Origin of the sequence: Mobilitalea sibirica, assembly GCF_015999265.1 — a bacterium.
Lineage (GTDB): Bacteria > Bacillota > Clostridia > Lachnospirales > Lachnospiraceae > Mobilitalea > Mobilitalea sibirica.
On sequence record NZ_JAEAGR010000015.1, the window covers coordinates 70,568 to 95,572 of the forward strand.

Genomic DNA, 25,005 nt, shown 5'->3' on the forward strand with positions numbered 1-25,005 from the left:
GTTTATGTATGAAAGGGGTTGTTTCAAAATGAAGCTTATGCAATGACTCTTCTCACATATCCCTAGCTTATCCATTCTGAACAGCCCCCAATTCGTATTTATTATGTTAACGATTCAATGTTTATATTATAACCCTAATAAAATTTTTGTTATTACCTGCCAGCCCTGTAAGCGAGCCCCCCGACTGCTTTGCCTTAAGAATATGAGATAAAATCCTATCATCGATGATCTCACCAGGAATTAATAAGGGATTTCCCGGCGGAAATAAACTAACCATTGTGGCACATATTCTACCACAACACTTTTCAGTTAATTCAATTTCCTCTGCAGGTTGCTCCATAGCCTCAGAAGGCGTCATCACCTGCTTTGGTTGTACATTTGTATACTTTATATGATTTGGCTTGTCATCAACATGTATATTCGCCTTATCTATCTCCAGAAGCGCTTTCTTTAACCGATGAAATCCTTCCTTTGTATCACAGATGCTTGTCATTCCAAGGGCATACTCCTCCGATGCCATTTCCATAACAATCCGATACTTATCTTGCAAAAGGTTTGCAAGCTTATACCCCGTTAGATCCGTAGTTTTCATCATAATCGTTAACTTTGACGGATCCAGATCATAGACATCCTTCTTTCCAATAATCGATTTGTTTAATAACTGAAATCTCTCAAGAGATTTTGTAAAATCATAAAATTTTATCAGATTTTCTTTATAAGCTTCAAACAAGGCGGGTCCCTGCTCTCTCAACAATTCTAGGCACCGGTCAATTCCTGCCATCAAAACATAGGACGGACTGCTGCTTTGATAAATCGCAAGATATTTTTCTATCTTATCATAATAATCTTCCCTATTACAATGCAATATAGAAGATTGCGTAAATGCTGGTAGGGTTTTATGAAGACTTTGAACAATGATATCAGCACCGGAGGTTATTGCACTTTTTGGAAAATACTCATGAAGTCCAAAATGTGCTCCATGGGCTTCATCAACCATAAGAAGAGCCCCATACTGATGGACCACCCTACTTATACCGGTGATATCGGAGACAACTCCTTCATAAGTTGGCGAAGTTATAATAACCAACTTGATATCTTGATGTTTTATCAACATCTCCTCGGTTTTTAAGGCAGAAATTCCACCAAAGACCTGTGTATCTTCCACCGTTTCCGGGTAAAGATAATAGGGTTTCAGATCATTTAGGATAACTGCGTTATAGACAGATTTATGTGCATTTCGGCTCAGTAAAATCTTATCTCCACGTTTGGTAACAGCCGATATTCCTGCCAAAATCCCGGCTGTACTTCCGTTAACCAAGGGGTATGATCTTTTCGCTCTATATACATCCTCCAAAGAAGAGGAAAGTTTCTTTAGAATACCCTCCGCCTGATGAAGATTGTCAAAACCATCAACCTCCGTAATATCGATGGAATAAGGATCTACCATGGAGAGCAGCCCCGTATTTCGTTTATGTCCCGGCATATGCATAGGATAATAGCCTTCTTTACTGTATTGAACCAATTTATGATAGAGCGTATCCACTTAAAATCCCAAGCCTTTCCTAATGTCTTTCATTGTTATTATTCGCTTCATCCTGTTGTTTTAACCGTATTGCTGCTTTCTCGTATTTCTGCTGATACATCTTGGTATCCGCAATTCCTAAACAATCTTCAAATTGTGTATATTCATTTGGCATTAACAGGCTATAACCATAACTTACTTTTACAGTAAAACCATAATTTTGTTCCTGATTAAATCTATGGATATGATTTTCAATATTATTTATAAAATAATTTATTTTATCCTCATCATACTCCAAACCAATCACTGCAAATTCATCGCCTCCCATACGAATGCAGATTTCATCGTCATCTGCTGCGAAAAGTAAAGCATCCGCCACTTCTTTGATGGCAATATCTCCGCTGGCATGTCCAAAATTATCATTGATATATTTTAGATTATCCATATCGGCACTAAAAATCATGAATTTACACTTCTTTTCTTTGCATTGATCCAGATATTTCTGTCCAAATATTTGTAACCCTCTTCGATTATAAAGACCCGTCAATTCATCCTTTACATACATATCCTCCAGGGTATAAAGAAGCCGGTTCATCTCACCATGTATTCTTACATTTTCAAGTGCATTACTTACGTTAATTACCCATCCCTGATATGACGATTTATAGGTATAATTATGATAAAAACTAATTGCCGTATAGCCAAAGCACTTTTCTTGATGATGCAACATATTAAAATAAAAGAATTGAGGTGTTTGATCCATATATGCCGGAGGAAGCAAATCTCTTTTTTCAAATTCTACTTTTTGTAACCATTCTCCGTCTTTAATACCGACCTCCATAACAATCTTATCCGTATCCTCTTCTTCCACTTCATGAAAACCCTGGTACACATCCCAATTTTTATACAGGCACATATAAAAAGCAGAAAATCCTTCATTTAAGTAAGTATAAGATGATAGTTTATTATAAAGCACATCCTGTTTGGTAACTCCGGTCAAATCAATTGACATATATGCGTTATTGGTAATAGCCTTATCCTTAGCCTCAATCTCTTCTATAATTCGATTTCGCCTTAGCTCTACCGATCTATTGTTTTTCATATACTCACAGCCACAGGATTCCCGAAAATAGGTAACACTTTTCAGATAAGAAATCGGATCTTGTGTAATCCCTTGATTAAAGCGGTATATTTTATCAACAGCTTCAACCCCCATCTCATAGATTGGCATTCCAACCGTTGTAATCGTCGGTGTAAAATCCTCGGCAAGCTCTATATTATCGCAGCCTGATACAGCAATATCATAAGGAACTGTAAGTCCCTTGTCTGCTAAAGCATTACATACCGTAATCGCCATATAATCGTTGGCACAGATAATAGCTTCCGGCCATTTTTTTGAATCCTCCAGCCAATAATTTACGGCATCATAACCGGAGAATTTCCAGAAGTCTCCGTAATAAATCTGCTCCTCTTCATAGGTAAGGCCATGCTCCTGCATAATGCGACGGTAAGATTCCAGGCGCTCTAAGGATACCGGGTTATCTTTTGGCCCTGTTAAAAAATTAATCCTTTTATACTGATGATCTACAATAAAATGACGAATGATATCATCCAGTGCCTTATAATCCTCCAGCAAAACATTATAATACTCATCAATTTTTTGTCTGACACTAACAACCGGACATTTCGCATATTTTTTTATGTTCTCCCGGATACGTTTTTCAAATCCATGTACATACATGGTATCCGGCACAATTATAATTCCATCCAAATCCTCATAGCTTGGAAGATCTGCCATATCTTTTTCTCCGGCTTCATATAGAAACTCCCCATATCCTAAGAAGTTGGAAAAAAAGGCAACATTATAATCCCGTTCCTTTGCCTGCTTACAGATACCTTTACTTAATGTTTCTTGAAACTCCTGATGAACTTGTGTAACAAAAACTCCTATCGTTTTCTTACCGTTACTATACATACCTATCCCCTACCTTAATCTATACATCCCCTTTATGTCGTTCTAAAAAGCTACAATTCATTCTATTTTACCATTATTTAGTACAATATTACTATATAACACTTTTGTTGGAAAAACAAGTTTGGTTCATAATATTTTACATATTATTTTACTTATAAAACACTCCATAAAAATGCTATAACAGATATTGTTTATTACTATATATTCAAGAGAGCATTCCTCCTGTCTTAAACTTACTTCTTTAGATTACACCGCTTGACTATCCTATGACAGGGGGTGCTAATAAAGTAGTATTGTTTATTAGACAGGAACAATGCTCCCATAAACGTTAAATTTAGTTTTCGACACTCTCTCAAAGTTTTATTTCTAGTTTTATTATCATTCTTATCTTACCAAGTTTGCTCTAAGTCTTAGGGCTTCTTTTTCGTACTTTTGCTGATACATCTTTGAATCTGCTACAATCAGACAATCTTCAATCGTTGTATTTATATCCGGTGTAAGTAAGCTCCAGCCGTAACTAACATATACACTAAAGTCATGCTGGCCGCTCTGATTGAACTTATCCAAAAACTCAACAAACTTTTTAACAAAGCGATTTATTTTACTCTCATCGTATTCCAAACCAATTACCGTGAATTCATCTCCTCCCATACGCATACAGATTTCATCATCATCTGCTGCATAAAGAAGAGCATCAGCAATCGCTTGAATTGCTATATCACCGCTTACATGGCCATAATTATCGTTAATCGACTTTAATTTATCCATATCCGCCGTGAATATCATCATTTTTATATGCTCATCTTTGGCTTGCTTTAGATACTTCTCTCCAAGAATCTCAAGTCCTCTTCTGTTATACAATCCGGTTAGCTCATCCCTGATATACATATCCTCCAGCTTATATACCAAACGATTTAACTCGCTGTGTACTCTAACATTCTCAAGGGCGTTACTAACATTAATAAGCCATGCCTGAAATGTCATCATATAAGTCTGAATTTGTTCAAAACTAATCGCTATGTACCCAAATTCTACACCCTGATGGTGAAGCATCGCAAAAAAATATATCATTGGTTTGTCATCCGCAAATTCCGGTGGAATTAAATCTTTTTTTAAGAACTTGATTTTACTGTAATCAACCCTGTTCTTAATTCCGACCTCCATAAGCATCTCGTCACTGTTATATCGATCTTCATGATTGTTATCCTCATTATAGGTCTGCCAATCGTTATGTAAGCACATATAAAAATCAGTAAACCCAACATTCTCATAGACATAAAAACGTAATCGGTCATTGACTTCTTCCAGCTTAGTAAGTCCAGTTAAATCTGCTGACATATAAGCATTACGGCTTACTTCCCTTACCATAGAATCGATCGTGGAAATATAGTATCTTTTTCGCTTTTTATCTTCTTCTGCTCTGCTGATCATGCATCCACAGGATTCTCTATAGATTGAAACAGTTTTCAAATAAGAATTATGATCCTGAGGAATTCCTTCCATATGATTGAATATCTTGTTAACCGCCTCTATTCCCATCTCAAGAATGGGCATTCTGGCTGTGGTGATGGCAGGACTGTATTCCGCTGCATCTTCGATATCATCACAGCCGGATACAGCGATATCACCGGGTACCGAAATCCCTCTTTGTTCCAAAGCATTACATACGGTTACTGCCATGTAATCATTGGCACAGATGATTGCCTGTGGCCTTTCCAGAGGACTTGATAACCATTTATCCACGGCCCTATATCCTTCTCTCTTCCAGAAATCACCGTAATGCAATCTTTCTTCTTCAAAGGGTATTCCGTAGCTTGCTAGAACTTTTTTAAAAGATTCCAATCGTTTATCCGAGTCAGGAAACCCCTTCGGACCGGCAAGAAAGTTAAACCTCGTAAATCCATGGACATTAATAAAATGATGTATAATATCTTCAATTACCGTATTATCGTCAATCAGAACATTATAATACTCGTCGATTTTTCTCCGAACGCTTACTACCGGGCAAGAGCAACTCTCCTTAATGTGTTTTCTGATACGGGCTTCTAAACCGTCGATTGCCAATGTATCTGGAGTTATGATAATTCCATCCAAGTCCTCATAGGAGGGTAGGTCGGCAATTCTGCTTTCTCCGATATCATAAACCGGCTGACCATAGCCACCATAGTTTGTAAAATATGCAACATTATAATTTAACTCTTGTGCACGGGTTGATATTCCTCGGCATAAGATTCCCTGAAAATCTGAAACTACTTGTGATATAAAAACACCAATCGTTTTTCTTCCATTGTTAAACATTGCACATTCTCCTAACCTTCGATAAGCATCACAAAAAACCAATTTATAACTAGTTCTTATAAATAATATAATTTAATTTAAATATATACCATTATTAGTGAAAAAACAACAAAAATATGTCAATATATAATATACTACATAAGCAAATAAATAATATACAATTCAAAGATTTATATTCATGATTATTAGGATAATATCATTCTGTCATTGGCGAATTCTCCGCCGCTGACACTTTCGAATTTTGCTAATAAATCACTGACATGCAGGTTCTTTTTTTCCTCTCCTGCCACATCAAAAATGATTTTACCTTCATACATCATGATCAGTCTGTTTCCATATTGTATTGCATTTTTCATATTATGGGTAACCATCAGCGCCGTAAGGGCGTTTGTCGTAACAATCTGATCTGTCAGCGCAAGTACTTTATTTGCTGTCTTAGGGTCTAAGGCAGCCGTATGTTCATCCAGCAGTAAGAGTTTAGGCTGTTGTAACGTAGCCATTAACAGCGTTAATGCCTGTCTTTGTCCACCGGATAGCAGTCCTACTTTTGTGGAAAGCCTTGTTTCTAATCCCAAGTCTAAGGTTCTAAGTTTTTCAACATAAAAGTGTTTTTCTTCCTTTGTTATACCCCAACTAAGGCCTCGCTTTTTTCCTCTTCGGAAAGCAAGCGCCAGATTTTCCTGTATTTCCATATTCGCAGCCGTCCCCATCATCGGATCTTGGAATACCCTTCCTAAATATTTTGCTCTTTTATATTCAGGTAGATTCGTGATATTAATATCATCAAGTAGGACAGAACCTTTATCCGGCATATGTACTCCGGCTATCATATTTAACATCGTTGATTTTCCTGCACCATTGCCGCCGATTACAGTTACAAAATCACCCTCGTTTAAGTCTAAGGAGAGCCCGTTAAGAACTAATTTTTCATTCACGGTATTTGCATTAAAAGTTTTATATATATTTGTCATTTTCAACATAATTACTTGCCCTCCTTTCTAACAAAAACTCTGGATTTAATCCAAAGAGCTAGCTTGCTAATAAATCGAATTATGTTAATAAAAACTTTATTTTTGCTTATTACAGGAACAGACAAGGCAATCGCTACGACAATCGCAGTTAAAAGCTTCATATCATTGGTATCCATACCCATCTGTAAAACCACCGCTATAATAATTCGATATACGATGGATCCAATCACGATGGCCAGCAGTTTACGGGCAAAGTTTTTCGCTTTTCGATATAAAACCTCTCCGATTACGATAGATGCCAGACCGATTACGATGGATCCAATTCCCATACCGACATCTGCATATCCCTGACTTTGCGTAACCAAAGCACCGGATAAGGCAATGAATCCGTTACTAATAACAAGACCCAGAATCGTCATTTTATCTGTATTAACTCCCTGTGCCCGAACCATGGCAGGGTTATTACCGGTTGCCCTAATACAAGAACCGGTCTCTGTACCAAAATACCAGTAAAGTATAATAATAACTACTAACGTAAATACCAAGCCAACCACCAGTGATACGCCGGTTTGTAGGGTAGAGTCTTTTATTCCAAGTTGTTCTGCTTCCGGTAAAAATCCTTTAATGATGGAAATTATTGTACTTTGTCCAATGAGTGAGGTGTTGGCCTTACCCATAATTCTTAAATTTACAGAATATAAGCCGATCATAGTTAATATACCGGATAAAATCGCCGGAATTTTAAGCTTCGTATGTAAAAATCCTGTCACAGACCCTGCTATCATACCAGCGGCCGTAGCAACAATTAAGCTTAAAAATGGGTTCCATTGCAAGCTGACTACTAATATAGCACTGATACTTCCTCCCAGAGCAAACGTACCCTCACAGGATAAATCAGCAAAATTAAGGATTCTAAAAGTGATATATACACCCAGAGCGAGTATTGCCCAAGCTAATCCTTGGGAGGTGGCTCCGAATATCGCCATAAATAATTCTATTAAATAATCCATTCTTCTTCCCTCTCTTAACAATCTTTCTTTTATCTATTTACTTACTAATAAATAACTACTTATTAAAACTGCTGTTTTATAATATGTGAACTATGCTATTCATTTATAGGACATATTGCTTATTTATCATACCATAAAATGTCTGTTTGGGGAACAAAAAAAGATTTTGCAGGGCAAAATCTTTTTTTGTTTTCATTTCAACGACTATTTCTATCTCATTCGCTGTTTAAATCATACGTTGCTATTATATTATAATGAAGCTTAAGTTCTTCTCTGAATCGACTTATTTCGATACTAACTCTTCCGGAATTTCAATTCCAATCTGTTCTGCTACTTCATTATTAATTTTTAATTCATATTCTTCATCCGCTAAGTATTCTATCGGCATTTGATCCGTGGTAGCCTCGCCTTTGATAATCTTAACAGCCTGCTGTCCTGTTAAGTATCCAAGCTTATAGTAGTTAATACCATAGGTTGCAAGTCCGCCTGCATCAACCATACCTTCTTCACCGCAGATGACAGGAAGATTGTTTTGATTCGCTATCATAGCAACGGTAGGCATACCAGAGGCAATTGTATTATCGGTAGGAGCGTAAATCGCATCTACTTTACCAACTAAAGATTGTACCACCTGTTGAATATCATTGGAGTTGGCAACCGTAGCAGCTTCTGCTTCTAAGCCAAGCTCTGTAGCAGCATACATTGCCAGTTCTGCCTGGATTACGGAATTACTTTCACTGGAGCTGTATAAAACAGCAATCTTTTTCGCGTCCGGAACTAGTTTGGTAATCAGTTCTATCTGTTGCTTTACTGGAGTAAGATCGGAGGTTCCTGATACATTGCCCTTCGGATCTTCATTGGATTCTACTAAGCCGGAGCCTGCCGGATCTGTAACCGCTGTAATAAGAATCGGTATATCCTTGGTCGCATTGGCAACTGCCTGTGCGGATGGTGTAGCAATCGCTAAGATTAAATCATTATTACCATTCACCAGCTTAGTCGCTATAGTGTTGGCTGTAGGTTGATCGCCCTGCGCATTTTGAAAATCAATTTTGATGTTCTCGCCATCTATGTATCCTGCTTCCTTTAATGCATCCACAAATCCTTCATAGCTGGCATCCAGTGCAGCATGTGTAACGAATTGATTTACACCTATTTTAAAAACTTCTTTTTCTTTTGTTCCGCAACCGACTAACATGGTTCCAGCCAAAGCAGTTATTAACAAACCTGCTAATACTCTTTTCATTTTCATAAAACTCCTCCTTACGATTGGCTTCTGCGCCACTTTAAAGCTTTAAAGCATTAATGCTTTTAATGGGTAAAGTATACAATCAAAATAGGAATTAGTCAATACCTTTTTCAAAAAACAGCATAACTAATAAATGGAAGGTATGAAATCCACCTTAACGGTAAATCCTATTAAAAGTTGACAGGAATAAAATGCCTAGTTTGTGTCTTAACTTTAGTTTAACTGTGCAGAATGTTTTTTGTTAATTTAATATATAGTAGGAGTAGTGGTTTTATGATGGATGATATGCAGACGATAAAGCTTACAAAAGATCTAAAGCAAAACAAAGAACGAATTAAAGGTAGGTTGCCTATTAAGAAAAGCTTTGATGTCATCGGAAGAGAATTGGTTCTGGGACAGAAATTAGACGCCTATCTGATATTTATCGATGGATTTGCAAAAGATGATATCATGCTATGGATTTTAAAGGTGCTTCAGTCCTTATCTCCCGAAGAGCTTTCTGTTAATGTAATCTCTTCTTTAATGAAACAAAAAATCGGGTATATAGAAGTGGAAAGCTTCTCTGATATAAAGCAAATGGAATCCATGGTTCTTGCCGGAGCGGTTGCATTAATCATTGACGGTCAGGAACAAGGGCTCTTAATCGACGCCAGAGAGTACCCGGTTCGAAGTCCGGAAGAACCGGAACTGGAAAAGGTCAGCAGAGGTTCTAGAGATGGGTTGGTAGAAACCGTTATATTTAATACCGCTCTTATTCGGAGAAGGTTAAGGGATCCTAATCTGATTTTTGAGATAAAAAGTGTGGGTAAGCGTTCCAAGTCCGACGTAGTTATCGCTTATCTTAGGGACCTGGCAGATGAAAAGCTCTTAAAAGAAGTCCAGGATAAAATAGATCAAATCGATGTAGGTTCTCTGGTAATGGCAGAAAAAACTTTGGAGGAGTTACTAATTAAAAAGCATTGGTATAACCCTCTTCCAACCGTAAGGTTTACGGAACGGCCGGATGTAGTAGCTGCCCATCTGATGGAGGGACACATTGCAATCATCGTCGATACCTCCCCTAGTGTCATGCTGCTCCCGGTTACTATATTCCACTTTACACAGCATGCCGAAGATTACTATCAGAATATATCTGTTGGAACTTACATTCGATGGATTCGGTTTCTGGGAATGTTAGCTGCTTTATACCTTCCTCCCCTATGGCTTCTGCTAGTGAATAACAAAGAGCTCCTACCTGAATTTCTTCAGTTTCTGGGTCCGAAGGAGCCCGGTATTATCCCTCTGTTTCTACAGCTGATTATCCTGGAATTTGGACTTGACCTGCTGCGCATATCTTCCATCCATACGCCCAGTGCATTAACGACTTCCCTAGGAATCATCGGTGGTTTATTGTTAAGCGAACTGGCAATTACCGTTGGTTTATTCGTACCCGAAACCGTCCTATACATGGCTGCGGCCGGTATCGGTACCTTTGCCACCCCCAATATGGAATTTGCTATGGCAATCCGGATTTTTCGGTTACTGTTTCTAATATTAACCGGATTTTTAGATTTGTGGGGCTTTATCGGAGCCTTCCTGATTATGTTTATTATAACCATTACAACAAAATCATTTAAAAACGGAAAAGCCTACACCTGGCCGCTAATTCCATTTAATGCAAAGGCTTTGGCGCATATTCTTTTTCGTATGCCGATACCTAAAATTGGTGGACAAAACAAGAAATAAAAACAGGTTTTTTTCCGTTTTTGAAATACGACTGTGCTGTTCACAATCATATGCGGATCGGATGACGAAAGTGCACTAGGTGCGCTTTCTCACACACAGGTTGAAGATCATACCAGGCATGTCGTTGTGAATAGCTCTTTTGTCTATCTAACTATATGTATAGCGTTCCGATTCCTTCGTTACAGAGACCTGGTCATAACAACATGGACCGAGATATCCTGCTAATATAACGCACCGGAGATGCCGTAGTATAACCACTCTCCCATAATCAAATCATAAAATTATAAAAACCTTGACATTTCATCCGCCCTTTTAAGGTATCCGGTTAGATTCCTTCGTTCAATTTCATCTTTTACCTCGCGTCCTGATTTAAAATATTGTATCAAGGGTATCCCTTCTTTTGATACACCGTTAATCCCAAGCACATTTTTCAGGTGATTAATTGTCCCCTGAATTCCATCAATGAATACGATATCCTCAGGCAATACCTTCCTTAATGTATCCTTAAAATAATTAAAGTGCGTGCATCCCAAAACCAGCGTTGAATAGTCATCTAAGTTAAACCGAGATAACTCCTCCACAAGATATCTCTCCACTTCCTCCGTGTTAAATTGACCTTCCTCGGCAAATAAAACAAGCTTTGGTAAAGGAAGTAAATCCACCTTACGTTCCTCATCTACCTGTTTTAATAGATTATGAAGCTTCTCCTCTCTCACGGTAAGTGGTGTTGCTATAATCATAATTCTTTTATTCGATGCGTTTTTGACCGCTACCTTAACGGCGGGTTCCATCCCAAGTATAGGGATTCTATATTTACTTCGCATAGTATCAATAGCAGCACTTGTTGCTGTATTACACGCAATAACGATAGCCGCTACCTCCTGGCAAACCAAAAAATTCACAGCGGAATCTACATATGCAATTATCTCCTCCCGTGATTTTGTTCCATATGGTACGTGATCCGTATCTGCATAATAGATAAATTCATCTGCAGGTACTTCCGATAATGCTTGGTGAAGAACAGTCAATCCACCAATTCCTGAATCAAAAAATCCTATCTTCAACGTTATTTCTCCTATCCTCTTTTGTCTATCGATTTATTCATAAATTAATAACTCACCTCTTAGGCCAACCATTTATATATCCCCTAAGAGATGGCATGTTTTTACCGAGTAATTTACAGATCTATAACTAGGTTTTCAATCTTTTCTATTATGTTTTATTTATAATGAAATATACCCTAACTAATATTAAATTTTAACATGGAACAAAAGAAAAAGATAGTATTTATATGATCCTTAAAAAGAGGTTACTGCTCTATGTAAATAATAAAAATGAATGGGGCTGCTCTAAATGAAGCTTTTGACATAGGTCTTACCTTCCTATTCCTAGCTTAATCATTCATAAACAGCCCTATTGTACCCACAATCTACTTCTCCTAATATTCCAACTGAATGGTATCTGTTGTAGCTATAGTATCCCAGGTTATCGTATCGAATATCTCCAAAGTGAATTCTGCTTGTGTTATTTCATCAATTTGATTTTCTTCCAAATCAAAAAAAGTGATTCCTTCATTTGCTTTTTTACCAGGAGACACATCGGCGGAAAAGGCCGGCTCTACCATAAAACCATTCACCGATACATCCCTTGCCTGAACCGTAACACCTGTATTTGAATTATTTTCAATATAAAGTTTGATGACCGGTCCAAAAAAATCATCTGTCATAAGCCCCTTCTCAACAATCTTAATATCGTTACCTTCATATATAACCTCACCTGTATCATCATACTCTTGTACATACGTCTCTGACTCGGAAGTATGAATGATAATGGGATCGGATTCAATAATGGTATCCCAGGTCTCTGTATTAAATATATCCAGTATAAATTCGATGTTAGCGATTGTCTCAATCTCATTTATCTTAAGGTCGTCTGATAAGAAGGTAATACCTTCCTTAGCCTTTTTACCGGCTGCCACATTACTGGAAAAGGCCGGTTCTATCATTAAATCATTAATAGAGGTCTCTTTGGCCTGAACTGTAATGTTTGTATCGGACGAATTTTCTATGAGGAGTCTTATCTCCGGACCAAGAAACGTATCTTCGATGTTTAACGCGGTTATTTTAAACCCTTCCTGATCAAAGATGACTTGTTCCTCAATTTCTATGCCGACTTCGATATTTGTATTATCCTCCTGTTCTGCTAAATCTTCTACACCTTCCGTATCCTCTGTTGTGTCTTGTACGTCATTATTCTCCCCTGTTACATTATCCTGTGTGTTATTTGCATTATTGCTTCCGTTATTATCCGGAGAAGCCGCTTCGTCTTTACCACACCCTGATAAGCCTAAGGTTAGAATAAGTATACATAATACCGTTGTTAATATTTTTTTCATCTGAATTCCTCCATATGATATTACGTTTTACTTATTATAACCAATTAAGATAACTTCTATTTTCTCATAGTTCTATCTTTGCTTGTTTTATTAAAGGGTTAATAGAAGTGTTATTAACATTCTTCATACAAAAGAGGCTGCTGCATAATGAATTTTTTGGAATATGACTACCAAGATATCCATAATGCAACAGCCTCGCCTAATTATATTATCTATTTATCGCTATGTTTTATCTATTCGTAATTAATATGCTCTTTCAAATCCCTTAAATCTGGTGCCTTGAAATGTCAGTCTTCCTTCGTCACCTTCAACCAGCATACCATATTCACTATTCGGTACATGCAGTTCCATACGGTCCCCGCTCTCCACCTGGAAGGTTACATAATAGGTTGTAGATGAGGATGTATGATGCATCCCTGTGGAATCCGTATTGTGATGGGTATGATGGGAGACATCTGCTCTTTTTGCTACTACTTTTGCCTCGACCGTCAGCACAGGAGAATTATTATTTTTGTTCCATTGGGTTAGACCTTTAACGATTACTACGACAAATACTCCTATGATAAGAAAAAATATAATTCCAAAGATAATTGGAAAAAAGTTAAACATCGTATCGACATTGTTATGAAACCCGCTTTCAAAATTATTATTAAACATACTTTACCTCATTCCTCTTTATTCCCTTTTTTATTATTCATTTACTATCAATAAATAAAGCTGTCCTTCTCTTCGAAATACTTCCTATATAAGAAACCTTACTTCATACATTATTCTTTCCTTTGAATGATTTTCTATATAAAAATTCCAATCCCTATAAAATATAATCTAATCATATCTCATATGTGAATTCTATTCAATATCTTTTTCTCCGGTACACTTCAATTTTTATTTAGTCCGGATTATTCATAGAACAATGCCTTAGGTAACATATGAGAATCCATTCTATATGGTTTCTAGTCCGATAACTCCCTCAATTCCTTATTCTTATTACCCAAACATTCCTCCAACCGACATGAATGATCTGTTTTCCAGCATCTTCCGGAGCTGTTGTAATGAACGGAGTAACCATATCTTCCGGAAGGTTTGTTCCGCCGGGAGCATCCATTGATAATCAAGAAAAAGCAGATCTGCTAAATCACGTTCCTTCTGATCAGGAAGCCTTTACTAAAGAGGTCCCCAGGGTAAATGAACAATTCCCCTCCTCGTACTCTTTATTACTTGGAATACCCGTTACTCCTGCGGGCTTTGTTGTGATGGAAACTAAGAGGATGATGTAATAATTAAATTAAGCATTTCATTCATGATTCGTGCAGTAGTGTTAATATAATAATTTATACTTAAAAGTGATTAAGCGAGGAATATGTGCGAAGTATATTGCTTTATTTCATTAACTTCATAAAAAAACATAAGGCTATTGGATGTCTGATGGTTTATCTTGCAGTCTGGTTCTTCTTTGGTATTGTGTACTATGTGCTGGCTAATATCTATCAGGGGGAGATGTTTTACTTTCAAAATGATATTCTTACTAAATCAAAGGTGGTATCTTTTCAAAAGGAGTTAGATATAAAGGTTGATTATGATATTGCAAAAGCTTTATTTAAAGAAGATAACGATGTAACTCTGCTAAAAATGAGTGAGGGAGATTATCCTTTACTAACCTATAAATTATCCGGTGTGGGTTTAAACCCAATCGGTATGAACTGGGTAAAATTTTATTATTCACAGTGGAAGCAGAAAAAATATAATTTCTTTAGATTAGATCTTATAAAAGAGCACCGGCAAATCACCGGTGCTACACACTATAATATTCTGAAACTGACGGTATGTCATATCCCTGATTCTACATTTCTAAGATCAAGACCCGGCCAGTATATTACATTACCGAAAGAATATATGAATTATATAAAGAAACAGCAAACCTACTATATTACCTTGGATGATGATTTTCTGGGAAATTTTAATTATGACCGATACTTACCTTTAAATCATGATCTATATATTATCTCAAACTCCGTCAATCTATTGGATCAGGAATTTAACAAAGCCTTCGAAGTAATTTACCAGTATCAGAATAATCATGATTTCACATATCCTTTGCCTGACTTTTTGTATTTTAGCTCCGTTGCAATTAGTACTTTGGGGTATGGTGATATATTACCTAATTCAATGTTAATTCGTATGCTTGTCATGGTTGAAACCTTACTTGGTACCATCATTTTGGCTGTTTTTATAGCCTTTTACTTAGATTATCTTAAAATGAAAAACACAAACCATAAGAAATCACCATTATAAAACAGTGCCGATATATATTATCAAATTCTAAGCGCAATCTAGACCTTCTATAAAATTACTAAGTACTTTGTTGAAATGATCTTTCTGATCATAAAAACTACCATGTCCGCTGAGCTCAAAGGGTATGAGTATAGAGTTCTTAATCATCTTATTCTGAATTTCACTCAGTTCAAACGGAACCACCTGATCCTGAATACCATGAATAATTAAGGTAGGAATTTGAACTGATTCCAAATCAGTAAAAAGAACCTCATTGATCCATGTCATAGCAATAAATGCCGTTGCCCAACCGGCAGCCTGTAACCCAATTTGAAAGAACCAATCAGAAAAAGCCTGTGAAGTATGCTGAAAGAAAAACCTGTCTCCAAATCCACGAAGCATCTGTGGACGATCTTTGTAGGTGTTTTCAATAATTTGATCCACCACTACTTTGTCTATTCCATAAGGAAATCTTGGACGTTTTATCAGACTAGGGGCTGCTGCTGCACAAAGGACCAGCTTAGAGATCCCATAACCATGATGCCTTCCCATATATCTGCATGCAATTGCTCCTCCTGTTGAATGTCCTAACAGTGTAATATTGTATAAACTCATTTTCTCTATGATATATCTTACATCATCCGCTAATGTATCATAGTCATAACAGCAAAATGGCTTGTCAGAATTACCAAAGCCTCTTGTATCAATCCCTATACATCGATAACCCATGCTCGGAAGATGATCAAACTGATATTCAAACAACTTGTGACTTCCAGGCCATCCATGCAGGAAAAGAATTGTCTTATTCCCTTTTGGATTAATATCTTCTACATAATATCTTACTCCATCTTCTACTTCAATAAAAAATCCCATATACAACCTCTATAAATAAATTATAATTATTATATTCTGTACATGGTAAAATGTGCAAACTACTGGAATCACAGCAAATCCCTCCATATTAAGTCGAAGAGAGATTTTTTGTGTAAACTCATATTTTGCCTCGATGGTTATTATTGCTTTATTTTATGTTTCATTTTCAGATTAATTTCATGTATCATAGATTTATTTAATACCTAGCCATAGCATACATAATAGGTCATACCATGCACCTAATAATTTAAGTTAAAACACATAAAACGAAACCCGACTTCATATGTTTGAATACAAAACCGGGTTTTATGATCATTGAGTTCTTAATATTTCATATGCTATTTTATATGGGTATAAGATAAGCCATATCCAAATTCAAAGAGTAAATTCGCATCCTTCTTACCAATATCCTCGGCACTTCTGTAATACGGCATAGGAAGTTTTCCGGTAAAAGCAGTCTCTCCGGATAAAACGGATGCCACACCTTCTCCTTCGGAACCGGGAAGATAACACATAACAATACCGTCCCAAGCCTCCATATACTGGGTAATTAAAACATTTCTTCCGACAACTAATAAAGTAACCACCGGTTTATCCAAACTATTCGCCAGTTCGATCGCTTTAGCATTGTCTTTATGTGCTGTTACACCGGTAATAGACAAATCTTCGGTATCCCCCATGTACTCCGCATAGGGTATTTCACCTATGACTAATAGAACTAAGTCTGCTTCTTCGGCACGATCCTTATCGGTTATAATCTCATACCCATATATTTCACCGTATTCCTTCAGTCCTTCTAAGATTGTCGTTCCTTCTGTAACCTTGGCGCCTCCTCTATCCATAAGTCCCTGCCAGGTCAGGCCCCAACCTCCACATTGAAGGCCCATATCATTCATGGCAGGACCGGTAACGAATATCTTCTGCCCTTCTTTCAGCGGTAGGATATCATTTTCATTCTTTAACAACACCAGAGATTTTTCTACCAGTTGTTTCGCAAGACTTCGGTACTTCTCGCTTCCTAACTCTGTAACCTCATGGCTTACGTTCTCCATATAAGGGTCTTCAAAAAGACCTAGGTCAATCTTTACAGTAAGAATTCGACTGACTGCATCGTCAATCCTTTCCTCTGTAATCTTACCACTTTTCACCGCCTTAATAAGGATCGAATGAGCCTGGGAATAACTATTCGGTTCCATTAACATATCAATTCCGGCATTTACAGCCAATATGATATTTTCCTCATAACTGTCACCACTGAGTCCTGATACTGCCTCCCAGTCTGATACAATAAATCCTTGAAAACCAAATTCCTTTTTCAGAATCTCCTTTAACAGGTATTCATTTTCATGCATTTTAACCCCATTCCAGGAGCTAAAGGAGGCCATGATTATCTTAATTCCGGAATCCACCATATCCTTATAGGGCTTTAAATGTATCCTCCTCAGTTCTTTCTCAGTCAACCTTGCATCGCCGCGGTCAATTAAAAAATCACCTTCTCCTGTGCCAAACACAACACCGCCGTCTGCTACGTAGTGCTTAGCCGTTGCTTCAACCCCGTGATCTGACTGCCCCTTGGCATATGCCTTGGCCAATTCTGTCACTATAGTTGGGTCACTGGAAAAACATTCATAGGTCCTTCCCCATCTGGGATCCGTATTGATTGCCACGCAGGGGGAGAAATTCCAAGGTACCCTAATTAACTTCATCTCCTCAGCGACTGCTGCACCCATCTGATACATGAGCTCTGTATCATTCGCTGCCCCAAGACCGATATTTTGAGGAAATACCACTGCATCTTTAACCAATGCCAGACCGTGGACTGCATCCACTCCATATATAATAGGAATCTGCTTATCTGTCTTTAAGGCAGCATCCTGATAATCACTTATCATACGCTCCCAGTCATCCAGTCTGTTTCTTCCCGGAAACGAACCTCCTCCGCTAAGAACAGAGCCAAGACCCAGATTCTTAACATCTTGATTCGTTACTCTATCTCTCATCCCCTGCAGCATCTGTCCCACCTTCTCCTCAAGGGTCATCTTGTTAAGTAACGCTTCTACCTTTTCCTGTGTCGTATCTCCCGGGAGAGCTTCCGGCATAACCTTATTGTCCTTTTTGTTAGCGGTCTGACCGATACGTTGTTCAGACGGTGCATCTGCTTCGCCAGCCGGTTGATCCTTACCAAAACATCCGGCAAACACCAGAACAACCACCGATAGCAAGGCAATTAATTTTACCCTCTTCATACTTATAACCTCCCTCATCATGAAAAACTCATATACTTCTTATATCATAAGACTAATCGCTTTACAATCTTTGGTAAGTGTAAGAAGTATATAAAAAATAGAAAAAGTTATATAATATGTCTGTTGATACTATTTTACAGCTATGATTTACTCTATCTTATTTTTCTTTCATGGTATAATTACTTTTAAAAATTACCAGCGCATATTGACTTTCTGACTATATCTTCCGGGATGGTACTATGACTTTAAAGGATATCTATTAAACTCTATTCCTAAGATAGGTTATACGAAACAAGCGGAAGAGACATCATCTAATAAGACATCAGCTCTTCCAACCAGTTAATATATAATCATAATATTTTTAATACGTATAGTTATATTCTAGATACCCTCCAAATGACGCCTGTATTAGGATAGTAAGAGTAAAAATCTTCTTCCGTTGTCATAGAAAAATCCGAAATATACATTTCACCGTCCGGTCCGAATTTAACATCTGTTGGTCTACCAAGCCCTCCCTCCTCTCTAGTTGCTGCTAAACCTGATTTATTATAAACAAATGTAAATAATTGACCATTATCCATATCTACCTTTATTATACTATGCCCAACTCCCGGACGAGTTGTAATTACTTCCGGAAGGTTAGATCTAACAATACCAAATGTAGCGATATATATATCCCCTAATTCACCAAAACTACTGTTAATATTAAAATCAAATCCCATAATGTTAGAATTAGGCGGGAAGACTGCAAAGGGTCTTGGAGGAACCGACGGATGATTTGTAAATAACAGTTCTGGATCTGGCCCATTGGCAGGTGCATATTTTGGTAAAGTAACTAGTTCTCCAGCCGAATAGTCTGGCCAGCCATACCATGTTTCAGGAATAAGTATATGCAACTCATCCGGTGCATTTGTAATCGGTCTGCTACCTCGATTATCATATCCCTGGTTTGATATGAACCCTCTACCAAATGTATCGAATTGTATGTTAAATGGATTACGAAAACCCCATGTTACTTGTTCTAATTCTGTGCCATCAGGATTAGCTCTTAATATACTGCCTGAAGCTCTAATCGCTCTTTTTATCAACTCAAATCTCTGTAAGTTAGCAACTGCATACGCAGAAAAGGCTCCTGTATAGGCAATATCGGTTCCCACTGGGATTAACATATTTTGTGTTTCGAAATTTTGTCCATTTAACATTACATATGAACCCGGTCTGTCACTAAAGAAATGGTGTTCAAATACCCATTCGTTATCTAAACCTACCACTCCGGAATTTGTAGCTGTTCCTTGACCAAAATACATTTTTTCATCCGGACCAAAGGAAACTTTATTATTTGAAAAATCTCCTTGACTTGGAAGTCCATATATAATATTCTGTATTGAACCATCTAACTGTACAATCGATATTACACCTCTATGAGCCACATAGATAGATCCATTTCTATATGTAATTCCTGTGATTGGGACATTAAATCCCTCTGCTAAAGTGGAGAATTGACCGTTACTTAACAGTAAAACTTTGGGATTGCCTGAAAGTATCCCTGAATCTGCAATAAGAAGATCTCCACGTTCAGTAAAGTCAATACCGATTGGCGTATCTATTCCTTGTGCAAAAACCTCAATCTGATATCCAATAGGAACAGCGATATCATCTGGATTTACATATCTTTCTATATTTAATGTTTGTTGCATATTTAATATATCCATCCAATAAGGTTTTGATAAATTCATTATTGCACCTTGTTTTATTTCTTAGAATATTATATTCATAAAAATATTTGATATTCTATGCTCTTGTTAATAGGTATGGTATATACTTTCGCTTTTTTAGAATAGCCCACACCACGACTTCAGAGGTTCAAACCCTGAACACTCTGATTATGAGGACTTAGACCCACATGAAATGAAAATCCCAGCCTAGGTAGATTCTCTTACCCAGCTGGGATTTCAAACATGTGATTAAAGGGTCATAGCAACCATTTAGGCGACCACGTTCTTTCTCTTATATTTATTTCTTACTTAGCCAATACATCAAGGATGATAGTATTATTTTTGATTTAAGTATAATTTAATATGGTTATGGTTTTATTGCCTTAAAATTCTAAATGGCTTCCTGATTTAATTAACAAATTATTACTATGTATATTTAAACCTTAAACTTGCTTACTACATTTAACATCTCTTTAGCTATATTCATTAAACTTTCACTAGAAGTTGCAACTTCTTCCATAGTTGACGCTTGCTCCTGTATTGAAGCAGATGCTTCTTCCGTACTTGCCGCTGTCTCTTCTGAAACAGATGCTAAATTACGTATAATTTCTAATATACCATCTTTATGTTTACTCATGTTTTTTCCCGAGGTATTTAACTCCTCTAATACCTCTTTCATTTTATCAATAGCTCTAGCTATATTCTCGAATTTAATATTTGTATCTTCAACACTTTCCTTTTGATACCCAATTAAATTTTTTACATTATCCATATTGCTTACTGTTTGCCCAGATTTATCTATTAATTCTTCAATTAAAATTGCAATTTCTTCCGTAAAACGTTTTGATTGCTCTGCTAATTTTCTTGTTTCCTCAGCAACTACAGCAAATCCTTTTCCATGTTCACCTGCTCTTGCAGCTTCAATAGATGCATTTAACGCTAATAGATTGGTCTGCTTTGTAATATTGCTAATCATCTCACTTGCCGTTTTTATTTTTTCAACGCTTATACTCATATCTTTAACGATTTTATTTACATCCAAGGTGACTTCATAACTATGAATTGTTTTTTCAATAAGGGAATTCATTGTACTTATTCCCTCATTTTTTAATAAGTTTATATTCTCAGTAGACTGATTTAATAAGTTTAACTGTTCCTGATCTTCATTAATTAGTTGCCCTAAATTATTTGCATAGTTAAATGCATCTTCTGTATCTTTCGCTTGATTGTTAGCACCTAATGCAATCTCACTAATAGCTTTTCCAATCTCGTCAGCCATTAAAACTGATTGTTTACTAACACTACTTAACTGTTCTGAGGATATTGACACTTGATTGCTAGCCACTTTCACTTCTTTTACAGTCAGGCGAATTGTATTTAAAAAAGCATTTAGATAATTTGCTAATTCTCCGATTTCATCCTTAGATTTAATATTTAATTCTGTTTTTAAATCTAATGTACGTGTTACTTTAATTATTTTACTTAAAGGCTTTAATACTATAAACTGTAGCTGAAACATGATAATTAAGGATACTACTAATAGATTAATAATAGTTGATATGTAAACAGATATATTACCTGTAATAAAATCTAATTTTTGTACCAAATTATTTATGAATACGGAAATGGTTGGACTAATAATTAACGCTAGGATTATACTTATTAACATTTTAGTTTTTATACTAGTTTTAACGTTTCTAAAAGTTCTATGAAACTGATTTACTTTCTTCATTGTAGTCTCCTTTATTTGGATAAATTTTGGAATAAATATGTATTTTATGCATATAATACCATAATCTGATATTTTTCGTCAATTTGATTATTTTCATATTTGAAAGTTTTTTACGATATCCACGCCTCAAACCCATACCTACTAACATGAGACCTGCACCGTAACCTCAAGACCTTCGGTCTTTTCGGTCACGTAGGCTTCGCCTATACAAGAATGAAGTATGACAACTCCCGGTGAACATGCTCACGGAGTTGTCATACTTCATTCTTTGTGCAGGTCTCAGTTCATTAACGTGAAAAAAGTCCCAACCCACAGCTCCTACGTCTGCAAATCAGAACCTTTTATAAAGTGCGCCTCCAGGGGCTCGAACCCTGGACACCCTGATTAAGAGTCAGGTGCTCTACCAACTGAGCTAGAGGCGCGTATTTTCGAACGCAAAAATCATTATATATGATACTTGGCCATATTGCAAGTATTTTTTTAATTTTTTTAATAAAACCAATAATTTAGACATGAGGGTAAAGAAAATCCTATTTTTCTACATTCCTTTACCCTCATATATCTATTTTTTAAAGCTTAAATTATTTATGAGCTTCTAGCTTATCCTTTAAGGCTTGTTTTGATAAAGCTCCTACCATAGTCTCCACCGGTTTACCATCTTTAAAAATTATCATAGTAGGAATAGACATAACCCGATAAGCGCCTGCCGTTTCAGAATTGTCATCTACATTTAGTTTTCCTATTTTAAATACACCCTGATATTCATCAGCTAATTCAGCTATGATAGGTGCAACCATTTTACAAGGACCACACCAGTCTGCATAGAAATCAACTAATACAGGGATGTCCGATTCTAAAGCTTCATTTTTAAAATTTGCATCTGTAAATTGAAAAGCCATATTTTTTCCTCCATTCTTGATATTTGAGCTATATTCCTCGTTTTAATATATATAAAAAACCGCTCAAAAACACAATGTTATTGTATAGTATCTCTTTATTCCTACTATATTATGTGATATTACACCCTTAAGAAAAGAATTACAAGTCTTTTCCTATTTTTTTTTCTGATTCTTATTCATCGATTTTTTTAGTATTCCTTCTACTTCGTCCCATGATTTTTTTATCTGCAAGGCCTTTTTGTTTAGTTTATAATTACTACCGGTTGCTTTCGCCACCTTATCCTTCCAGGTCTTTCTCATGCTTTAACCGCCTTTATCCTGTTTTTACTATTTTATGAATATAGGGTTGTTTTAGCACCAATCAAAGGTAATAAACGTATCATACTCCTAACGATATGCTATCATTTGATGAATGGGATTTCCCATAGCTGAAAACTTCTCTTCATACTCTGTCATTACATTTCCTTCTACGAATTCACTGTTATGAAGATCGTAGGTTACATTTCTTAACTTCCACCCTGTTTCCTTTGCTTCTTCAACAGAGAAATCAAATAACATTCGGTTATCGGTTTTAAATATAACCTCACCCTCCTGTTTTAAACAGAGGTTGTATTTACTCAGGAATTCTCTTGAGGTTAATCTTCTTTTCGCATGTCTGTCCTTCGGCCAGGGATCAGAAAAATTAAGATAAATCCTGGAGATTTCCTCTGTATCAAAGATATTATTAAGATATTCTGCATCAAAGCGGATAAAGAATAGATTATTAAGTTCAACTTCCCTTCTTTTTTCTAATGCTCTTAATAATACACTGGAATACTTCTCTATACCTATATAATTAATATTCGGATTCCTCTGTGCCAACTGCATGATAAATTTTCCTTTTCCCATACCGATTTCCACATGGATAGGGTTATTATTCTGAAATAAATTATTCCACTTTCCTTTATATTGTTCCGGCTCCTGTATTACATGTTCATCCTGTGCAACAATTTCTCTTGAACCACTGATATTTCTAAGTCTCATATCTGATCTCCTTGTATCATTTTTTTAGTCTTTTATCGCTTTGTTTCTAACAATCGGTTTATTAACCCCATGTTATAATTGCGTAGGTGTCGTCGATTAAATCATTTCTTTATTTTATTCATTTTTTATGATCCTTTATCTCATCTGTTATTATAAATACAAACCTTTAGTACGTCAATTCTTGCTTTTATCGTATCTATCAGTCCATTTCTTTATACAGTTTGTCCGATTCTGGCAGAGTGGTTGGTAAATTTCGTTAGAATCAACCTATTTATATAGAATAACTTCTGTAGTATACTAAAAGAAATCATGATGCTAATTGCTAGTATATTTATGTAGCTACCATTGCTTTAACTGTTAGCAATCATCACCTATCAATATTATCAAGGTGAAGCTGTCAAGGTTTTGATTTTATATGTAAAAGAAGATTAAAAGGGAGAACAACTATGAAAGTAATCGCGATTAACGGAAGCCCTAAGCCACGGGGGAATACATATTATGCTTTAAAGACTGTTTGTGATGTTCTGAATCAGGAAAATATTCAAACCGAGATTATAACGGTTGGAAACATGGATATTAAGGGGTGTATGGCTTGCGGACGCTGCGCAGATGGTCATTGTATATTCTCAGATGAGAATTTTAAGGAACTTGTTGAAAAGGTTTATGAGGCTGATGCTCTCCTTCTTGGAAGCCCGGTTTATTATGCTGGAATTGCAGGAACAATGAAGAGTTTTTTAGACCGGTTATTCTTTGCCAGCCGTGGCCGAATGCGACACAAAGTAGGTGCTTCGGTTGCTATTCCCAGACGCTCCGGCGGTATGAATACGTTTGATCAATTAAATAATTACTTCTTAATCTCTGAGATGCTAATTGCCCCCTCTTATTATTGGAATGTAATCCATGGAGGTGCTCCGAGGGAGGTTTTGGAGGATGCCGAGGGAATGTCCGTGTTACATAACCTGGCTCAAAATATAACCTGGATGTTAAAAATTAAGGAATATAGTAAAACTTCTCATCCGGCCCCGAAGCCTTACCCCCGTGCATGGACGAATTTTATAAGATAACTATCCTTACGAATTGCCTATACCGATATATATCAAA

At 36.5% G+C, this 25,005-nt stretch carries 20 protein-coding genes and 1 tRNA gene; 4 read left to right on the forward strand and 17 right to left on the reverse strand.

The window, feature by feature from the left end; genetic code table 11:
• Positions 1-121: 121 nt before the first annotated feature.
• The 6 genes from I5677_RS13540 to I5677_RS13565 form a co-directional block, all read right to left on the reverse strand.
• The gene (locus tag I5677_RS13540; RefSeq protein ID WP_197662170.1) at positions 122-1,543 is read right to left on the reverse strand and encodes an aminotransferase class I/II-fold pyridoxal phosphate-dependent enzyme; all 1,422 of its coding nucleotides are present in this window, start codon (positions 1,541-1,543) and stop codon (positions 122-124) included.
• A 19-nt stretch (positions 1,544-1,562) separates the two neighbouring features.
• Positions 1,563-3,497 (reverse strand): substrate-binding and GGDEF domain-containing protein, encoded by a 1,935-nt coding sequence (locus tag I5677_RS13545; protein WP_197662171.1) that lies wholly within the window; start codon positions 3,495-3,497, stop codon positions 1,563-1,565.
• Positions 3,498-3,881: 384 nt separating this feature from the next.
• Complete coding sequence (locus I5677_RS13550) at positions 3,882-5,795, reverse strand: substrate-binding and GGDEF domain-containing protein (protein WP_197662172.1); 1,914 nt, start codon at positions 5,793-5,795, stop codon at positions 3,882-3,884.
• A 185-nt stretch (positions 5,796-5,980) separates the two neighbouring features.
• Complete coding sequence (locus I5677_RS13555) at positions 5,981-6,775, reverse strand: ABC transporter ATP-binding protein (RefSeq protein WP_197662173.1); 795 nt, start codon at positions 6,773-6,775, stop codon at positions 5,981-5,983.
• Positions 6,776-6,777: 2 nt separating this feature from the next.
• Positions 6,778-7,776: an ABC transporter permease gene (locus I5677_RS13560; RefSeq protein WP_197662174.1), complete on the reverse strand. Its 999-nt coding sequence runs from the start codon at positions 7,774-7,776 to the stop codon at positions 6,778-6,780.
• Between the two features lie 283 nt (positions 7,777-8,059).
• A complete protein-coding gene (locus I5677_RS13565) occupies positions 8,060-9,028 on the reverse strand; it encodes an ABC transporter substrate binding protein (protein WP_197662175.1) in 969 nt (322 codons plus the stop codon).
• A 270-nt stretch (positions 9,029-9,298) separates the two neighbouring features.
• Here I5677_RS13565 and I5677_RS13570 point away from each other — a divergent pair, with 270 nt between their 5' ends.
• Entirely contained in the window at positions 9,299-10,750 is a 1,452-nt protein-coding gene (locus I5677_RS13570; RefSeq protein WP_243456604.1) for a spore germination protein, read from the forward strand.
• 281 nt (positions 10,751-11,031) lie between these two features.
• Here the strand turns inward: I5677_RS13570 and murI are convergent, their stop codons facing one another.
• The 3 genes from murI to I5677_RS13585 all read right to left on the reverse strand — a co-directional run bounded on the left by murI (position 11,032) and on the right by I5677_RS13585 (position 13,802).
• A complete protein-coding gene (gene murI / locus I5677_RS13575) occupies positions 11,032-11,814 on the reverse strand; it encodes a glutamate racemase (RefSeq protein WP_197662176.1) in 783 nt (260 codons plus the stop codon).
• 374 nt (positions 11,815-12,188) lie between these two features.
• Complete coding sequence (locus I5677_RS13580; protein ID WP_197662177.1) at positions 12,189-13,145, reverse strand: hypothetical protein; 957 nt, start codon at positions 13,143-13,145, stop codon at positions 12,189-12,191.
• A 243-nt stretch (positions 13,146-13,388) separates the two neighbouring features.
• Complete coding sequence (locus I5677_RS13585) at positions 13,389-13,802, reverse strand: DUF2500 domain-containing protein (RefSeq protein ID WP_243456605.1); 414 nt, start codon at positions 13,800-13,802, stop codon at positions 13,389-13,391.
• Positions 13,803-14,161: 359 nt separating this feature from the next.
• Between I5677_RS13585 and I5677_RS13590 the strand changes: the two genes are divergently transcribed.
• On the forward strand, positions 14,162-14,422 hold the full coding sequence (locus I5677_RS13590; protein ID WP_197662178.1) for an LbetaH domain-containing protein: 261 nt from the start codon (positions 14,162-14,164) through the stop codon (positions 14,420-14,422).
• An 85-nt stretch (positions 14,423-14,507) separates the two neighbouring features.
• Positions 14,508-15,437 (forward strand): potassium channel family protein, encoded by a 930-nt coding sequence (locus I5677_RS17455; protein ID WP_197662179.1) that lies wholly within the window; start codon positions 14,508-14,510, stop codon positions 15,435-15,437.
• Positions 15,438-15,464: 27 nt separating this feature from the next.
• On the opposite strand, the gene I5677_RS13600 is transcribed toward I5677_RS17455, so the two are convergent.
• The 8 genes from I5677_RS13600 to trmB all read right to left on the reverse strand — a co-directional run bounded on the left by I5677_RS13600 (position 15,465) and on the right by trmB (position 23,904).
• The gene (locus I5677_RS13600) at positions 15,465-16,289 is read right to left on the reverse strand and encodes an alpha/beta fold hydrolase (RefSeq protein ID WP_197662180.1); all 825 of its coding nucleotides are present in this window, start codon (positions 16,287-16,289) and stop codon (positions 15,465-15,467) included.
• A 338-nt stretch (positions 16,290-16,627) separates the two neighbouring features.
• Positions 16,628-18,535 (reverse strand): glycoside hydrolase family 3 protein, encoded by a 1,908-nt coding sequence (locus tag I5677_RS13605; RefSeq protein WP_197662181.1) that lies wholly within the window; start codon positions 18,533-18,535, stop codon positions 16,628-16,630.
• 374 nt (positions 18,536-18,909) lie between these two features.
• The gene (locus I5677_RS13610) at positions 18,910-20,271 is read right to left on the reverse strand and encodes a PQQ-dependent sugar dehydrogenase (RefSeq protein ID WP_197662182.1); all 1,362 of its coding nucleotides are present in this window, start codon (positions 20,269-20,271) and stop codon (positions 18,910-18,912) included.
• Between the two features lie 415 nt (positions 20,272-20,686).
• Positions 20,687-21,982, reverse strand: a complete 1,296-nt coding sequence (locus tag I5677_RS13615) for a methyl-accepting chemotaxis protein (protein ID WP_197662183.1) — start codon at positions 21,980-21,982, stop codon at positions 20,687-20,689.
• Positions 21,983-22,331: 349 nt separating this feature from the next.
• Positions 22,332-22,404 (reverse strand) — tRNA-Lys (locus tag I5677_RS13620).
• A gap of 159 nt (positions 22,405-22,563) precedes the next feature.
• Complete coding sequence (gene trxA, locus I5677_RS13625) at positions 22,564-22,881, reverse strand: thioredoxin (protein WP_197662184.1); 318 nt, start codon at positions 22,879-22,881, stop codon at positions 22,564-22,566.
• Positions 22,882-23,034: 153 nt separating this feature from the next.
• Positions 23,035-23,181, reverse strand: coding sequence for a hypothetical protein (locus I5677_RS13630; protein WP_197662185.1), 147 nt, complete (start codon positions 23,179-23,181; stop codon positions 23,035-23,037).
• A gap of 87 nt (positions 23,182-23,268) precedes the next feature.
• Complete coding sequence (gene trmB / locus I5677_RS13635) at positions 23,269-23,904, reverse strand: tRNA (guanosine(46)-N7)-methyltransferase TrmB (protein WP_197662186.1); 636 nt, start codon at positions 23,902-23,904, stop codon at positions 23,269-23,271.
• A gap of 446 nt (positions 23,905-24,350) precedes the next feature.
• On the opposite strand from trmB, the gene I5677_RS13640 reads away from it, so the two are divergent.
• On the forward strand, positions 24,351-24,968 hold the full coding sequence (locus I5677_RS13640) for a flavodoxin family protein (RefSeq protein WP_197662187.1): 618 nt from the start codon (positions 24,351-24,353) through the stop codon (positions 24,966-24,968).
• The last annotated feature ends 37 nt before the right edge of the window (positions 24,969-25,005 follow it).

What these genes read in the sequence shown, in the direction of transcription:
- I5677_RS13545 (WP_197662171.1), bottom strand. Translation starts at nt 3,497, where the DNA reads ATGTATAGTAACGGTAAGAAAACGATAGGAGTTTTTGTTACACAAGTT.
- I5677_RS13550 (WP_197662172.1), bottom strand. Translation starts at nt 5,795, where the DNA reads ATGTTTAACAATGGAAGAAAAACGATTGGTGTTTTTATATCACAAGTA.
- I5677_RS13555 (WP_197662173.1), bottom strand. Translation starts at nt 6,775, where the DNA reads ATGTTGAAAATGACAAATATATATAAAACTTTTAATGCAAATACCGTG.
- I5677_RS13560 (WP_197662174.1), bottom strand. Translation starts at nt 7,776, where the DNA reads ATGGATTATTTAATAGAATTATTTATGGCGATATTCGGAGCCACCTCC.
- I5677_RS13565 (WP_197662175.1), bottom strand. Translation starts at nt 9,028, where the DNA reads ATGAAAATGAAAAGAGTATTAGCAGGTTTGTTAATAACTGCTTTGGCT.
- I5677_RS13570 (WP_243456604.1), top strand. Translation starts at nt 9,299, where the DNA reads ATGATGGATGATATGCAGACGATAAAGCTTACAAAAGATCTAAAGCAA.
- I5677_RS13580 (WP_197662177.1), bottom strand. Translation starts at nt 13,145, where the DNA reads ATGAAAAAAATATTAACAACGGTATTATGTATACTTATTCTAACCTTA.
- I5677_RS13585 (WP_243456605.1), bottom strand. Translation starts at nt 13,802, where the DNA reads ATGTTTAATAATAATTTTGAAAGCGGGTTTCATAACAATGTCGATACG.
- I5677_RS13590 (WP_197662178.1), top strand. Translation starts at nt 14,162, where the DNA reads ATGATCTGTTTTCCAGCATCTTCCGGAGCTGTTGTAATGAACGGAGTA.
- I5677_RS13600 (WP_197662180.1), bottom strand. Translation starts at nt 16,289, where the DNA reads ATGGGATTTTTTATTGAAGTAGAAGATGGAGTAAGATATTATGTAGAA.
- I5677_RS13605 (WP_197662181.1), bottom strand. Translation starts at nt 18,535, where the DNA reads ATGAAGAGGGTAAAATTAATTGCCTTGCTATCGGTGGTTGTTCTGGTG.
- I5677_RS13610 (WP_197662182.1), bottom strand. Translation starts at nt 20,271, where the DNA reads ATGAATTTATCAAAACCTTATTGGATGGATATATTAAATATGCAACAA.
- I5677_RS13615 (WP_197662183.1), bottom strand. Translation starts at nt 21,982, where the DNA reads ATGAAGAAAGTAAATCAGTTTCATAGAACTTTTAGAAACGTTAAAACT.
- trxA (WP_197662184.1), bottom strand. Translation starts at nt 22,881, where the DNA reads ATGGCTTTTCAATTTACAGATGCAAATTTTAAAAATGAAGCTTTAGAA.
- I5677_RS13630 (WP_197662185.1), bottom strand. Translation starts at nt 23,181, where the DNA reads ATGAGAAAGACCTGGAAGGATAAGGTGGCGAAAGCAACCGGTAGTAAT.
- trmB (WP_197662186.1), bottom strand. Translation starts at nt 23,904, where the DNA reads ATGAGACTTAGAAATATCAGTGGTTCAAGAGAAATTGTTGCACAGGAT.
- I5677_RS13640 (WP_197662187.1), top strand. Translation starts at nt 24,351, where the DNA reads ATGAAAGTAATCGCGATTAACGGAAGCCCTAAGCCACGGGGGAATACA.